Source organism: Cytobacillus gottheilii, from assembly GCF_001636345.1.
GTDB lineage: Bacteria > Bacillota > Bacilli > Bacillales > Cytobacillaceae > Cytobacillus > Cytobacillus gottheilii.
In genome coordinates, this window is the sequence record NZ_KV440945.1 from 2,738,793 (window position 1) to 2,754,929 (window position 16,137).

The following is a 16,137-nucleotide window of genomic DNA, read 5'->3' on the forward strand; positions in this document are numbered from 1 at the left end:
GAAGCTCACTTACTTCACCCCCTTTTTACTAATACGATCAATAAACATGCGAATCATGTAGCTTGCAGCTACGAAGAAAACAATTAAAGCGATAATAATGTCTACGAGTTCATTCGGTACCCCAGCTTCAAGCGGCATGTTTAGTGCACCTACTTTTAAGCTTCCGAATAAAATAGCGGCTAAGATAATTCCAATTGGTCCATTTGCACCAAGCAAGGCAACAGCAATTCCGTCAAATCCAACCCCGGTAAAGCCGCCTTTTGTGGCTGCATATCCAAATGTTCCAAGCCCTTCCATAGCACCTGCAAGACCTGCAAAGGCACCTGAGATGACCATAGACATAATGATATTAGATTTTACATTCATGCCCGCATATTCAGACGCATGCTGGTTAAATCCAACAGCTTTTAACTCATAACCTCTTGACGTTTTCTCAAGAATGAACCACATGATAAATACGCAAATAAGTGCTATAAAAATTCCCCAGTGAAGACGGGAGTAGTCAGTTAAACTTTCAAAGAACGGTGAACGCAGTGAAGCACTCTGATGAACTAATTCTGTTCTGTCACTTGATTCTGCTAGCACAGAACGAATGATATAGTTAGTAACATGCAACGCGACATAGTTCATCATGATGGTGACAATAACCTCATGGACTCTAAATCTCGCCTTTAAAAGGCCTGGGATAAATGCCCATAATGCCCCTGCTGCTGCACCAGCTAAGACTGCCAATGGCAAGTGAATAACTTTAGGCAGTTCAAAAGCAACCCCAACCCAAACTGCTGCAAGCCAGCCGACAATTAATTGCCCTTCAACCCCTATGTTAAATAGGCCTGTTCTAAAAGCAAATGCAACGGCTAGACCGGCTAAAATGTATGGTGTGATTTGTCTGATTGTCTCCCCTGTAAAGTAAGAATCACCAAAAGCACCATTCCATAAAGCTCCAAAGGCTGCAACTGGATCATAGCCAGTAATGAGCATAATAATTGTTCCTACTAGTATTCCCAGTAATACAGCGATAATTGGAACAATAATATTCTTTGTGCGATTAGACATCTGCATGCTGCACACCTTCTTTCTTCTGGTTCGAACCAGCCATCAGCAATCCTAATTCTTGTTCAGTAGTTGTTTTAGGATCAACGATAGCGACAATTTCTCCTTCATAAATAACAGCAATCTTATCACTTACATTTATAATTTCATCAAGTTCAAATGAGATTAACAGAACAGCTTTTCCATTGTCGCGCTGTTCAATCAGGCGCTTATGAATAAATTCAATTGCTCCAACATCAAGACCGCGTGTTGGTTGAGCAGCGATCAGCAAATCAGGATTACGGTCTATTTCACGACCAATAATTGCTTTTTGCTGATTACCGCCTGATAATGCACGTGCTAGTGTATACTCACTAGGTGTACGAACATCGTATTCTTTAATTAAGCTCTTCGCTTTTTTATAAATTTCTTTGTAATTCAGTACTCCGCCTTTAGAAAACGGCCGCTTATAATACGTTTGCAGCGCAATATTTGCACCAATCGGATAATCTAAGACAAGTCCGTGTTTATGACGGTCTTGAGGAATATGGCCCGTGCCAGCTTCAGTTACTTTTCTTGGCGGCATATTGATAATTTCTTTGCCGTTCAGCTTAATTGAACCGCTTTCAGACTTTCTTAATCCTGTGATCGCTTCGATCAGTTCTGATTGTCCATTTCCATCTACTCCGGCAATTCCTACAATTTCTCCAGCCTTGACTTCTAAATTCAAGTTATTTACAGCAGGAAGACCACGGGAGTCTTTTACATTCAGACTCTTAATTTCCAGAACGCCTTGTTCTGGTTTCGCTTCTGTTTTTTCCGTTTTAAAGGTTACTTCACGCCCAACCATTAAGCTGGCAAGATCATTCGGGTTGGTTTCACTTACATTTACAGTACCAATCCCTACACCTTTTCGGATTACGGTTACACGATCACAAACTTCCATGATTTCTTTTAGTTTGTGTGTAATAAGAATAATAGATTTACCTTCTTTAATGAGCGTTTTCATAATCTGAATTAACTCTTTAATTTCCTGAGGAGTTAATACAGCTGTCGGTTCGTCAAATATTAAAATTTCTGCGCCGCGGTAAAGCGTTTTTAAAATCTCTACCCTTTGCTGCATACCTACAGAAATATCAGAAATATATGCCTGTGGATCCACAGCAAGGCCATATTTTTCAGAAATCTCGCGTACATCCTTTTCCGCTTTCTTAATATCAATTCGTCCACCAGATGTTGTTTCTTTACCTAAGATAATGTTTTCAGTTACAGTGAATTTATCGACAAGCATAAAGTGCTGATGCACCATACCTATTCCCAATTCATTTGCAATGTTAGGGTTGGTGATTTGAACAGGCTTTCCATTCACTTTAATTTCGCCTTTTTCTGGCTGATAAAGACCGAATAGAACGTTCATTAACGTTGATTTACCTGCACCATTTTCACCTAATAATGCATGTATTTCTCCCTGTTTCAGCTGCAGCGTAATGTTATCATTTGCTACGATGCCTGGAAACTCTTTTCGGATGTTAAGCATCTCGATCACGTATTCCATCTTTTTCACTCCTCACTTTATTAAGGGGACATTTAGTAGTTAGAGGTCAGACCTTGCCGCCTCATATAAAAACCTGGCCTGCGCCAAGTTTACTTCCTTATTTCATTTAGTTGTAAACAGCTAAGTGAAAGGCAGAGTAAAGATCGAATTCTGACCTTCAATTAACTTTTTACTGTTAAAATATTGGGACAACTTCGTTTTTTTCCTTAAAAAAGGAATAAGCGGCGAAAACAGGCTACCGCTTATTCCTTTGTTGTATCATTACTCTGCTGAGAAAGTTTCTAATTCAGCAAGTGTGCCAGGGATTGTTAAATCACCAGCTTTGATTTTTTCGATCCACTCATTTACAGCAGTTTCGATGTCTGCTTTGTTTTCTAGTTCTTCGTTAAGAGGAGCTAGACCAACACCATCTTGAGCTAAACCGTAAGTTGTTGTTTCGCCGCCAGGGAAGTCCCCATCCATTGCATGTTTAGCAACGTCTTGAACAGCTACGTCAACGCGCTTCATAGCAGAAGTCAATACGATATTATGCTCTTCTCCGCCTGCTTCAACTACACCTTCAGCTGTTTGGTCAGAGTCAACACCGATAGCCCAAATTTTTCTTTCAGGATCGTTAGCTTTTAAGTCACGCGCTTCTTTGAATAAACCGTTACCAGTTCCGCCAGCTGCGTGGAAAATTACATCAATATCAGAAGAATACATTGTTGAAGCAATTGTTTGTCCTAGTTCTGCTTTATCGAATGCACCAGCATATTGAACATCAACTGTGATCGCAGGATCTACAGCTTGTACACCAGCACGGAAACCAGCTTCGAAACGCTCGATAACTTCAGATTCCATACCGCCGATGAAACCGATTTTGTTTGTTTCAGTTGTAAGTGCTGCAGCAACACCAGCTAAGAAAGAAGCTTCTTGCTCTTTGAAAAGAACGCTTGCTACGTTAGGCTGATCTACAACAGCATCAATGATTGAGAAGTGTGCATCTGCTTGCTGCTGTGCAATTTCATTAACTGCACCTTCCATCATGAAACCAATACCGAATACTAAGTCAAACTTTTGGCGAACAAGGTTGTTTAGGTTTGTAGAGTAGTCTGCATCAGATTGAGATTGCAGGTAGTTGTATCCGTCAGTCCCTTTTTCAAGGCCGTTTTCTTCACCAAATGCTTGAATACCTTCCCAAGCTGATTGGTTGAATGATTTATCATCAACACCACCGACATCTGTTACCATTGCAACTGTAAAGTTATTTTCAGTGCTATCTCCGCCACCGTTATCTCCGTCGGCTGCATCGTTTCCTTCACCGCCGCCACAAGCACTTAAAAATGTACCTGCTGCTAGGACTAGCGACATTGCTAAACCAAATTTGCGCTTTTTCAACGTTTGTACCCCCTAAAGAAATTGTTTTTGATATTAGTAGTATATCCAAGGCTCATGAATGATATTGAATCAGACCCAAATCAGATGCGCTTCCTGAGCACATGAAAGCTAAACTTGTCAGCTCTGAAATAGTTGACCGAGTAAAGGATTGGCTCGTCCATTTCATCATAATGCATTTGCTTTAAGACAAGCAGTGCAGTTTCAGGATCACATTCTAATATCGGGGAAACTTTATCGTGATAACCAATGGGTTCTATCTGTGCAATGGCATATGTAATCTTCCGGCCAGCATCTGTTCCCAGCACATCCAAAAATGACTCCTTCTCATGTGAGAAGGTATCTGGAAGGATTTTTTCAGGCACTTTGTCTATACAATAGACGACCGGCTCACCATTGGCGGTTCTTACCCTTTCGATCACAGCAATTTCTTCCTCAATAGAACATGAAAAACGACGAATATCCTCCTCAGTTGGCCCTTGGGTGACTGAGCTTAAAAAAATGGTTCCGGGCTTCATGCCAGCTTGCAGTATCATGTTTGTAACACTGTTCAGCTGTTCTATTCCAGATGTAAACAACGGCTTTGCATTCACAAAAGTTCCTACTCCATGGCGGCGAATAATGATATTCTCTTCTTCAAGAATTCTTAGCGCCTCACGCAGTGTTGCTCTGCTGACACCGAGCTGTTTTGCAAGGTCAAACTCAGATGGGAGTTTTTCTCTTTCTTTATATAACCCTACCTCAATGTCCTGCTTTAAACGATCGATGACTTGCAAGTATAAATGCCGGTTATCTGACTTAATAGACATGCAGTGTTCCTCCAACCCATTTTCTCAAGACATCAGACCTCTGATGTTCAATCATTCCTACTAATCGAAAATACTATAACACTTTTTACCCAATAAAGGAATAGTATTTCATGAAAATGTCGAAAAAAGATAGATAGATTTCAATTGTTAAAATTGCCTAACATTTACAAAGGAATATACTGGGACTGTTGCCATTTTGATATCGTTTACATTTCCCATATCAGCCATTTTTGCCTGTTGATTTTAGAATTGAGCAATAAATATAAATGTAAGCGTTTTTAATAGTATGTCACATTTAGGTGCGGTAAAGCGGATGTAAAGGGGGGGTGTCAAATGTTGACGACCGCTACAGCCGCAAGACTTTTTCATTATTTTTTATCACATGGCGCATAATATGAATTTTTGCAAGGCATACCAGGAAGACAAAGCGTTCTTCATAAAACTAGCTGTTTCTTCTTCTGCCCTATTACACCTATGTAAAGCGACACTCCAACTAATTCTATCTTGATCAAAAGAAAAAGGAAGTGTCCATATCGAACACTTCCTTCTTCTTTAGCTCTATGAACTTGCTTCTTCTCCCGGCTTGCCGAGAAGCACTGATCGCGGCTTGCTTCCTTCGTATGGCCCGACAATGCCTCTTGCCTCCATTTCATCTATGAGACGGGCGGCTCTAGTATAGCCTACGCGGAATCTTCGCTGCAGCATTGATACGGAGGCTGTCTGCATTTCAAGGACAAGCTCCACTGCTTCATCGTATAATTCATCGTCCACTTTTTCTGTTTTTTCAGGCACATCCTCAGGGATCATTTCCTGCTGATATTGTGCTTTCTGCTGTCCAATGACAAAATCAACAATTTCTTCGACCTCTTCATCTGATAAAAATGCACCTTGTACACGAACAGGCTTTGAAGCACCAACAGGCAGGAACAGCATGTCACCGCGGCCAAGCAATTTCTCTGCGCCACCCATGTCTAGTATGGTCCTTGAATCAGTCATAGACGAAACAGCAAAAGCAATTCGAGAAGGTATATTTGCCTTAATAACACCTGTGATAACATCAACAGACGGCCTTTGCGTCGCAATAATTAAATGTATGCCGGCCGCTCTGGCCATCTGAGCAAGCCTTGTAATGGCATCTTCTACATCTGAGGAGGCGACCATCATTAAATCGGCAAGCTCGTCTACAATTACAACAATATATGGCAGCAGCGGCTGCTGTCCATCTTCCTGTGCATTATGCCGTTTTACATACTCGTTGTATCCTTCAATATTTCGAGTTCCGGAATGAGAGAATAACTCATAGCGTCTTTCCATTTCACTTACCACTTTTTTCAGTGCCTGTGAAGCTTTTTTAGCGTCTGTGACAACAGGTGCCAGCAAATGGGGTACACCATTATATACATTTAATTCAACCATCTTGGGATCTATCATCATGAGTTTTACCTCATGAGGTTTTGCACGCATTAATATACTGGTGATGATTCCATTAATACACACACTTTTTCCGCTTCCAGTCGCACCAGCAACGAGCAAATGGGGCATTTTATTAAGTTCAGCCATCACCGCTTCACCCGTAATATCTCTTCCAAGGCCAATTAAAAGCTTCGCATCTGGTTTGTCCTTGCCTTTTGTCTCGATGACTTCACGGAGCGATACCATAGCCACCTCTGAGTTAGGCACTTCAATCCCAATCGCCGATTTCCCTGGTATTGGAGCTTCAATTCGAATATCCTTTGCAGCAAGTGCAAGTGCCAAATCATCATTTAAGCTGACGATTTTACTTACCTTTACACCCACATCCGGATGTACTTCATATTTGGTTACAGCTGGTCCGAGATGCACTTGTGTGACCCTGGCCTTAACACCAAAGCTCTGGAAGGTGCGTTCAAGCTTAGCTGCATTTGCATGAATAAGCTCGTATTCCCCGCTTTGATCTGTTTGATTCGGCAGCTTTAATAAACGCATCGGCGGAAGCTGATAATCTTTGTTCTCCACTTCCGTAAAAGTAATTTGCGGTGGCAATGGATCTTCTTCCTCTTTTGCTTCAGCAGTTTCTTCTGTTATAGCTGCAGATGGTTCTTCTTCCTGAATATATGCTCTTTCTGCGAAACTGGAAATCATAGGCTCTGGTTTAATGTCTTCCTGAATATTCTCAGACATTGAATTAATCGTTATAACAGGATCTTCTTCAACTTCCTGCTGTTCATTTTTTTCAGCTTGCTTCTGATTCTTTCTTTCCGTTCTTTTATCCTTTTGACCGCCAATCCATTCTTTAAGATCATCAATAAAAGCCAGCCATTGTTTTTTTATAAAAGAAAAGATTGAAGTCATCATTTTTCCGGCTGTTTCGCCGAATGTTTTGCCTGTTAATAATATAAAACCGATAATAATCAGTAAAAAGGCGATAATTCTTGATCCGGCTTCATCAAATAAAAAATAAAATAGTGCAAATAGTATCGCCCCGACCATCCCGCCGCCAAGCTCATCTGTGCTTGTTTCGCCTGCACTTTCCATCCAAAACAATTGCCATGTGTTTGAAATCACACTCGGATTATCAAATTGCCCTCCGTTTGATAGAAGCTGAAATAGCTTCACATGGCTTAAGAGCAGCAGTGATGCTACTATAAAATAGATTCCAATCAGTCTTCTATTCAGTAAATAGGGTGTTTCTCTTTTCCACATTAAGTATGCAGCATAAACAGCTAACCCTAACAGGCAAAGCATATACCATTCTCCCGTAAAAAATCGGAAGAAAAGAACGGTGGTCTTGCCGACGGCACCTAAACCTGCAATGGAAATGACAGCAAGCGTTAGCAATGCAAGGGCAATCAGTTCAAACTTAATTGTTCTTTTTACCGTGTCTGTTGTTTTTGAGCGTCTTCTCTTCTTTTTTGCCATCATATCACCTTATTTTTATAGTTATTACCATGATAAACCACTTTGCTAGTTTTTAGGCTAAATCTTGATTATTTTTTCCTTAGCAAGTATTTCACTATGTATGAAACGAGAGAGCAGCCATAAAGGCTGCTCTCTGTTTTTCCAATCTATTATAGCATATTTAGAAATTGCTAGGTTATGTTAGCGTAATTTTTGTACCAGGCATATAGGCATCGTTCATATAATGGTTTGGATCGCTGCTCATGACACGAAGCACTCTGCATTCAGGTCCCTCAAGTTTTTCAACAAGCAAAGGAATTCCATTATGAGTAACAACCTTTTGAGTATTGTATGTGCTTGAATCTAATGGGAAAATGAGTTCCTCTGGCATCATTGTATATAGAATCATTGAACAAGACCCTCACTTTCGTCCTTGTTCATATCAATTAATTCATTTAATTTTTGCAATGCTGGACCTACACCGCCAACACTATCAATTAACCCATATTGCACGGCATCAGATCCGACGACATTTGTTCCAATATCTCTTGTCAGATTGCCTTTTGCAAACATCAAATCTTTAAATTGCTGTTCTTCAATATTAGAATGCTTTGTTACGAAATTAATGACACGATCCTGCATCTTATCCAGATATTCAAAGGTTTGCGGTACTCCAATTACTAAGCCTGTCAGGCGGATAGGATGTATTGTCATCGTTGCCGTCTCGGCGATAAATGAATGGTCACAGGAAACAGCGATCGGAACCCCAATTGAATGGCCTCCTCCCAATACAATCGATACAGTAGGTTTTGACAAGGAAGCAAGCATCTCTGATATCGCAAGACCTGCCTCTACATCACCGCCGACCGTGTTTAAGATAACTAGTAATCCTTCAATTTTCGGATTTTGCTCAATTGCAACAATTTGCGGAATTAAGTGTTCATATTTCGTTGTTTTATTTTGAGGAGGCAGCTGAAGATGCCCTTCAATTTGTCCTACAATCGTTAAGCAGTGAATTTTTGAGTCTTGAGACAGCTGCGGTACATTGGTTTGTCCAAGCTGCTGAATTTTTTCCATTAATGGTGATGGTCTGTCCTCTTTTGGCTGCTCTTGGCCGTCATTGTTTTGCATTTGGTGATCCATCCATATTTCTCCCTTCAAGCAATATATGGATAGTATGAGCGGTTCTTGGAATTTCATTCTGATATAATGACATTCCTTTAGGAGCAGAAAGGGACTGCCGCTGATTAGGTCTGACAAACAGCAGTGAAGAGAAAAAAACCCGGCAGATAGATCTGCCAGGTTTCCTATTCGTTTATGCTTCCATTAAGATCGGCAGAATCATAGGTCTGCGTTTTGTCTGATCGTATAGGAATTGGTAGAGATGGTCGCGCATATCCTGTTTAATAGATGACCAGTCAAATGAAGATTCAGCCAATTTCTTTTCAACAACCTCTTTGACAAGCTGAGAGGCGTCAATCAGCAGCTGTTCTGATTCCCTCACATAAACAAATCCTCTGGTGATGATTTCTGGTCCAGCCGCAATCTTTTTTTCCTTTTTGTTTAGCGTGACAACGACAAGGAGGATACCATCCTGTGATAACAGTTTACGGTCTCTTAAAACGATGTTCCCAACATCGCCAACACCGCTTCCGTCGATTAATACATTCCCTGCAGTAATTTTACCGGCGGTACGGAACATGCCGTTTTTATATTCAAAGCTTTCTCCTTTATCCGGGATAAAGATATTGCTTTTTTCTACGCCGCATTCTGCCGCAACCTTAGCATGGGCTTTAAGCATTCTATATTCGCCATGTACAGGCATAAAGAATTTGGGATTCATCATATTAATCATAAACTTCAATTCTTCTTGACTGCCATGACTAGAGGTATTAAATGTTCCTTTTCCGGAAATAACATCTGCACCAGCTCTATAGAGCATATCAACAGTTTTAGAAATAAATAGCTCTGTTCCAGGAACGACTGATGCAGCAATTAGAACTGTATCACCTTTTTTTATATTGATATGACGATGAGATTGCTTGGCCATTTTTTGAAGGACTTCAATTGGTTCACCTTGAGAACCTGTCGTCATTACAACAACCTGCTGATCATCATAACTTGAGATTTCTGATAAAGTAATGATCATATCTTCATCCACTTGCAGATAATTCAAAGAAAGGGCGATTTGATAGACTTTCTTCAGGCTTTTGCCGGCTACTGCCACTTTTCTTCCTGTTTCAGCTGCAGCATCAAATATATGCTGCATGCGAACTAAATCTGACGCGAAGGTTGCTGCTACAATCCTGCCTTGTGCTTGTTCAAAGATGCTGATTAGCTCCTTCAATACGATCGCCTCAGACTTTGTGTAGCCTGGTTTTTCTGCCTCGGTACTATCAGAGAGCAGGCATAGTACCCCCTCTTCCCCAATTCTGGCCATCTTGCCGATGTCAGCTTTGTATAAACTTGAAGCCGCTTGATCAAATTTAAAGTCTCCTGTATAAACAATGGCACCTTCAGATGTATGTATACTTATGCCGACACTGTCGGGTATGCTATGGGTTGTCCGAAAAAAAGAAACCTGCGCAGATTCAAATTCCAAATGAGTTTCAGCCTGAATTTCAATCAGCTGTGCTTTGCCTTTAAATTCATTTTCCTTCAATTTTGCCTGTGCTAAAGCCAGCGTTAATTTCGTTCCATATACAGGCACTTGCAGAACTCTTAAAATATACGATAATGCCCCGATATGATCTTCATGTCCGTGCGTAAGAAAAATTCCGACCACGCGATCTTTGTTTTGCTCTAAATACGAAATATCCGGTATCACGATATCGATCCCCAGCATTTCATTTTCAGGATACATAAGACCCGCATCGAGAACATAAATATCCTCGTCCACTTCCACTAAATACATGTTTTTGCCTAATTCTCCGACTCCCCCGAGTGGTGTAATCTTGATGCTTTCATTCTGTCTGTTCAATGTATGTTTCCTCCTATATTTCTTTAGCCGACCGTAATCAGTTATCCATATTATACTTGAACAATGAAAATGATGACAACCAGAATTATGCAAATAGTTAGGAATACTGATCTGAATTTTATGAAAATAATAGAATTTCCGCATCATTAGTACATTTCACTATGCACTTTTACAGGTATTAAACTGATTAACATAATACTGTTTCACAGTCTTAGTGGTTATTAGATAGGATATTAGAAATAGATGATCCACTCTATCGCTTATAAAATCATTATTCGATTATATAAAAAACCCGAACAATTCAGCAGATTATCTGGAAAATATCTGCTAATTGTTCGGGTATATCATGGGCAGTATGACTTACATTTCATTCTCACGTTTTAGATCAGTTCTGCTAATTTTGCTCTTTCTTCCTGAGTTAATGGAACCATTGGCAAACGAACGGAGCCAACATCAAGTCCGCGCATTTGTAAAGCCGTTTTTACTGGAGCCGGACTAGGGGCTGCAAAAAGACCTTCCATGACAGGAAGCAGCTTTTGATGGATTTTTGCTGCTTTTTCGTTTTCATTGTTTAAGAACGCATGAACCATTTCTTGCATTTCATCTCCAAGAATGTGAGATGCAACTGAAACAACCCCAGCTCCGCCAATTGCAAGTACTGGAAGTGTAATGCCATCATCCCCGCTGTATAGAGAAAAATCATCGGCTGTGCCGGCAATGATTTCTGTCATTGCATTTAAATTTCCGCTCGCTTCCTTAACAGCTGTAATATTCGGGATTTTAGAAAGGCGGATAATGGTTTCAGGTGTCATATTAACAACTGATCTGCCTGGAATATTATAAACCATCACTGGAAGTGCAGTGCTTTCAGCAACAGCTTTAAAATGCTGATATAAGCCTTCCTGATTTGGTTTATTATAATATGGCGCAACGATCATAACAGCATCAACGCCGATTTTTTCTGCTTTCTTTGTTAAATCAATCGATTCGTACGTGTTGTTGCTGCCTGTTCCCGCAATGACTGGAACACGCTTATCAACAACCTTGACAACATGCTGAAACAAAGCAAGCTTTTCTTCCTTTGTTAACGTAGGTGATTCCCCTGTTGTTCCTGCAATAACAAGAGAATCTGTGCCATGCTCTATTAAATGATTGACTAACTGTGTTGTTTTTATAAAATCTACATGGCCTTTGCTGTCAAATGGTGTGACCATCGCTGTAGAAACTCTTCCAAATTGAATCATTGTTCCACTCCTTCGTACGGTTGCTTATTGATCTTTTTTTTCGTATTCTGCTGCGTCTTTTTCTAGATGGAAGGCACCGTGCAGTGCATTCACCGCTTTTGCCAGATCTGCTTGTTTTACAAGCACCCAAATGGTTGTATGGCTATCTGCAGACTGAAGGATTCTAATACCCTGCTCTGATAAAGCTGTAACAATTTTTGAAGCCACTCCCGGTACACCCTGCATTCCTGCTCCAACAACAGATACCTTTGCACAGGCTTTTTCAAAATTTGGTTCGTGACCAAGACCTTTCAAAACGGAAATCGCCCGATCTGTCATTTCTTCGGTAACCGTGTAAGTAACTCCGTTAGGATAAATATTAATAAAATCAACACTTATTCCTTCATTAGCCATTGCTTTAAATACTTCTGATTGCAGGTTGTATTGATCTTTTTTAGCGACCACTTTAATTTGTGTGACGTTTGGAACGTGAGCAATCCCAGTTACCGGACGCTCTTTAATATCTGTTCCCCTGCTGTTGCGATTAATCGTTGTAACAAGGGTTCCGGGGCTATCACTATAGGTCGAGCGGATTCGAATCGGAATTTTAGACTGCATGGCAATCTCTACAGCACGGGGGTGTATAACCTTTGCTCCTTGATAGGCCATGTTGCAAACCTCAGTATAGGTGACTACTGATAATGGTCTTGCTTTTTCCGCAATACGCGGATCGGCAGTCATGATTCCTTCCACATCGGTAAAAATATCAATCCATTCCGAATTTAATGCAGCACCCAATGCAGCAGCAGATGTATCGCTTCCGCCTCTGCCAATGGTTGTGACATCGCCATTCTTAGCTGATCCCTGAAAGCCGGCTACGACCACTGCATCATGATGCTCAAGTTCGCTCAGCAGACGCGCACATTTCATATCAATAATTTTAGCATTTGTATGATCATTGTTAGTACGGAATCCAGCTTGGGCACCTGTAAGAGATGTAGCTGAGATCCCTTCCTGACGCAGCATATTTGTAAATACAACACTTGAAATGACTTCACCGCATGATAATAATAAATCGGTTTCTCTTTTATTAATCAATGCTTCACCTGACTGAACAAGCGACAGCAACGTATCCGTTGCATATGGGTCTCCCTTACGGCCCATTGCTGATACAACAACTACCGCTTTATAGCCATCTGCAATCGCATTTTTTATATGCCTTAAGGCATGTCTGCGGCTTTCTTCATCTTTAACAGATGTTCCGCCGAATTTTTGCACGACGATTTTCATCTAAACACCTCTAATGTTCTCTTAGCTTTTGAAGTTTTTATTTAACTAACCCTAATTTAATCAGGCTTTCTGCTATTTGAACAGAATTCCAGGCAGCGCCCTTTAATAAGTTGTCAGATACAACCCACATATGGAAACCTTCCGGCACATCTATATCCTGACGAATACGTCCGACAAATACATCATTGCTGCCAACACAATTAGCAGGCATAGGATAAATCTGTTCCTGCGGCTGATCTTGAAGAACCACTCCCGGCGCTTTTTCTAAAAGAGCCTGAATGTCAGCAACAGCAGCATCCGCACTGTCAAGCTCAACATAAACGGACTCAGAATGGCCCGTAGCTACCGGCAAACGCACGCATGTAGCCGCAACCTTTAAGTCTTCGCTATGCATGATCTTTTTTGTTTCGTTGATCATTTTCATTTCTTCAAAAGTGAAACCGTTCTCTGTGAATTTATCGATTTGCGGAATCGCGTTAAAAGCTATTTGATAATGCTTCTTGTCTCCCTTTACTGGCAGGATTTCTGGTGTAAAAGGTTCATTATTTAAAATCGCTTGTGTTTGCTGTGTTAATTCCTCAACAGCTGCAGCGCCAGAGCCTGAAACAGCCTGGTACGTTGATACTATTACTTTTTTAAGACCGTATTTTTCTTTCAATGGCTGCAGTGCTACAACCATTTGAATGGTCGAGCAGTTTGGATTGGCAATGATGCCTTTGTGATTCAATAAATCTTGTTCATTTACCTCTGGCACAACTAAAGGAACATTCTCATCCATGCGGAATGCACTTGTATTATCGACCACAATTGCACCATGCTCAACAGCTGCAGGAGCAAGCTCTTTTGAAACACTGCCTCCAGCGCTAAATAAGGCAATATCCACACCTTGAAAGCTTTCCGGCTTTGCCTCTTCCAGTTTATATTCTACCCCTTTAAAAGAAACTGTCTTCCCTGCAGAACGTGCAGATGATAACAGTGTTAATTTACTGATTGGAAAATCTCTTTTTTCTAATGTTTGCAGCATCTGCTGTCCTACAGCACCAGTAGCACCTACAACAGCTACATGAAATCCTTTTTTCTCGCTCACTTCGTGTTTCCCCTTCCGTCTCCATATATTTCATCTTCATTTAATAAATCGTGGGTAAAAACCGCGAAAATCCAATACAGCATAAACATCATTCAAAAGCTGTATGGTTTGATTAAACTCTAGAGATCGAGTTCCACTTCATTTTATCATATTCACTCATTAAAGAATAAGTTTTTATTATGTTAGGATTAGCAATGTTTTCTGTGGTTTTGGATCTCCAGCAGTATGGTGGATTGAACGTTTTTATACCACTTCTTTTAAATGTCGGAACTTCATAAGAATATGTGGAGAAAGTTTTGCGGGTTTTTGTATTATAGAGGTACTTCACATTTAAATGGAACTGGAGCAAGCTCCTTCTGCAGCAGACTTGCTCCCTTTTTTATTACACTAGTCTTTATAGCGTTCAACGATCACAGGCTGAAGCTGTCTTCCTTCGATGGCGGATTCAATTGTTTCAGAGATTAGAGTCATTCTTGCGACCATAGAATTTGGTTTATTCACTGGATCATCTTGGCCATATGGAATAAAATAAATATTTTTCGTTGCCATTAGTCTCATTAAATTAACACCATTTAAACCTAAAGCATCATTTGTGGAGATGCCAAGAACGACAGGGCTGCCATTTCGCAATGTCGCTTTAGCCGCCATCAGGACAGGGGAATCTGTCATGGCATTTGCAAATTTGCTCATTGAATTTCCAGTTAATGGTGCTACAACCATACAATCAAGCGGCAGCTTCGGACCAAGAGGTTCAGCAGCAACAATCGAGTCAATTGCCTTGTTGCCTGTTAAATCTTCGATGCGCTTTACCCAGTCTTCCCCTTTTCCAAATCTAGTTGTTGTGTTTTTCACCGTAAAAGTAACTACTGGAATAACTTCCGCGCCAGCATTAACAAGTTTTTCGATTTCAGGAAAGACTGCATCATACGTACAATGCGAGCCTGTTAGACCGAAGCCGATGCGTTTTCCTTTTAAGCTCATGATTGCTGCTCCTTTCTTGTCTGTAATTCTTCTCCTATTAACTGAGTTAATACATTAGCCAAAATCTGCCCTGCTGTTTTGGGCGCCACAATCCCCGGTAAACCTGGAGCCAGCAATGCTTTCACTCCACGTTTTTCAGCATATCTGAAATCGGTACCGCCCGGCTTTGAAGCCAAATCTATGATTAATGTATGAACAGGCAGTTTGGAGATAACAGAAGCTGTTAAGACAAGATGCGGGATCGTATTAATGCAGATATCTGTATTTGCAACAGCTTTTTCAATGTCATCCATATGAAACGGAGTCATTCCCATTTCAGTAATTCTAGCAATATGTGCACTCTGTCTCGCTCCAACTTTTACTTTAGCGCCTAAGGCCTGAAATGTTCTCGCTGTGCTCATACCTGTACGTCCAAGACCCAAAACGGTAATTTCTGAGCCATGAATGGTAAAATCAGTATGCTGAATCGCCATCATAATGGTTCCTTCAACAGTGGGAATTGAATTATAGATGGCTACATCATCCCGCTCAAAGAGCTTCACAAGTTTGCGATTTGCCTTTTCCGTAATTTCGGTTAAATAATCATTCGAAATACCGGAGTAAATCGTGCAATGGGAAGGAGTCTGGTCTAATATTTCTTGATTTAAATAAACCTTTTCATTTGAAAAGATGGTTTCGACTTTTCCTTCCAGACTTGTTCCTGCAACAGGCAAAATAATGTGATCTATATTCGAAAAATCAACTTCATCAAGTTTTTCCTTTGCCGCTCCGGTAAAAGCGTGATCCAATTGCTCAAAGCCAATTAAGGATAGCTTTGCATCCAGCTCGGTTAGCTTGCGAATAATTTCCAGCTGCCTTGCATCTCCGCCGATAACTGCGATTTGTAATCCTGTCAGCATGCAACACTCACCTTCTTTTAAAGAATCCAT

At 40.7% G+C, this 16,137-nt stretch carries 13 protein-coding genes; all 13 read right to left on the reverse strand.

What is annotated here, in order from left to right; genetic code table 11:
- Nucleotides 1-9 precede the first annotated feature (9 nt).
- Nucleotides 10-1,056, reverse strand: a complete 1,047-nt coding sequence (locus A6754_RS13275) for an ABC transporter permease (RefSeq protein ID WP_066451634.1) — start codon at nt 1,054-1,056, stop codon at nt 10-12.
- Entirely contained in the window at nt 1,049-2,587 is a 1,539-nt protein-coding gene (locus tag A6754_RS13280) for an ABC transporter ATP-binding protein (protein ID WP_066446435.1), read from the reverse strand. Before A6754_RS13280 ends, A6754_RS13275 begins: the two co-directional genes overlap by 8 nt.
- Before the next feature lie 261 nt (nt 2,588-2,848).
- Complete coding sequence (locus A6754_RS13285; RefSeq protein ID WP_066446438.1) at nt 2,849-3,964, reverse strand: BMP family lipoprotein; 1,116 nt, start codon at nt 3,962-3,964, stop codon at nt 2,849-2,851.
- Between the two features lie 80 nt (nt 3,965-4,044).
- Nucleotides 4,045-4,770, reverse strand: a complete 726-nt coding sequence (locus tag A6754_RS13290; RefSeq protein WP_066446441.1) for a GntR family transcriptional regulator — start codon at nt 4,768-4,770, stop codon at nt 4,045-4,047.
- 558 nt (nt 4,771-5,328) lie between these two features.
- Nucleotides 5,329-7,668: a DNA translocase FtsK gene (locus A6754_RS13295; protein WP_066446444.1), complete on the reverse strand. Its 2,340-nt coding sequence runs from the start codon at nt 7,666-7,668 to the stop codon at nt 5,329-5,331.
- Nucleotides 7,669-7,843: 175 nt separating this feature from the next.
- Nucleotides 7,844-8,056, reverse strand: a complete 213-nt coding sequence (locus A6754_RS13300; RefSeq protein WP_066446447.1) for a YlzJ-like family protein — start codon at nt 8,054-8,056, stop codon at nt 7,844-7,846.
- Complete coding sequence (locus A6754_RS13305; RefSeq protein ID WP_082851688.1) at nt 8,053-8,790, reverse strand: ClpP family protease; 738 nt, start codon at nt 8,788-8,790, stop codon at nt 8,053-8,055. The genes A6754_RS13300 and A6754_RS13305 overlap by 4 nt, the downstream gene beginning before the upstream one ends.
- 172 nt (nt 8,791-8,962) lie before the next feature.
- The gene (locus tag A6754_RS13310) at nt 8,963-10,627 is read right to left on the reverse strand and encodes a ribonuclease J (protein ID WP_066446457.1); all 1,665 of its coding nucleotides are present in this window, start codon (nt 10,625-10,627) and stop codon (nt 8,963-8,965) included.
- 380 nt (nt 10,628-11,007) lie between these two features.
- Nucleotides 11,008-11,871 carry a 4-hydroxy-tetrahydrodipicolinate synthase gene (gene dapA, locus A6754_RS13315; RefSeq protein WP_066446459.1) on the reverse strand — a complete coding sequence of 288 codons (864 nt, stop codon included), beginning with the start codon at nt 11,869-11,871 and terminating at the stop codon, nt 11,008-11,010.
- A gap of 24 nt (nt 11,872-11,895) precedes the next feature.
- Nucleotides 11,896-13,140 (reverse strand): aspartate kinase, encoded by a 1,245-nt coding sequence (dapG, locus tag A6754_RS13320; protein WP_066446462.1) that lies wholly within the window; start codon nt 13,138-13,140, stop codon nt 11,896-11,898.
- Nucleotides 13,141-13,177: 37 nt separating this feature from the next.
- A complete protein-coding gene (gene asd / locus A6754_RS13325; RefSeq protein ID WP_066446463.1) occupies nt 13,178-14,227 on the reverse strand; it encodes an aspartate-semialdehyde dehydrogenase in 1,050 nt (349 codons plus the stop codon).
- A gap of 387 nt (nt 14,228-14,614) precedes the next feature.
- Entirely contained in the window at nt 14,615-15,208 is a 594-nt protein-coding gene (gene dpaB / locus A6754_RS13330) for a dipicolinate synthase subunit B (protein ID WP_066446465.1), read from the reverse strand.
- On the reverse strand, nt 15,205-16,107 hold the full coding sequence (gene dpaA / locus A6754_RS13335; protein ID WP_066446471.1) for a dipicolinic acid synthetase subunit A: 903 nt from the start codon (nt 16,105-16,107) through the stop codon (nt 15,205-15,207). The genes dpaB and dpaA overlap by 4 nt, the downstream gene beginning before the upstream one ends.
- Nucleotides 16,108-16,137: the final 30 nt, after the last annotated feature.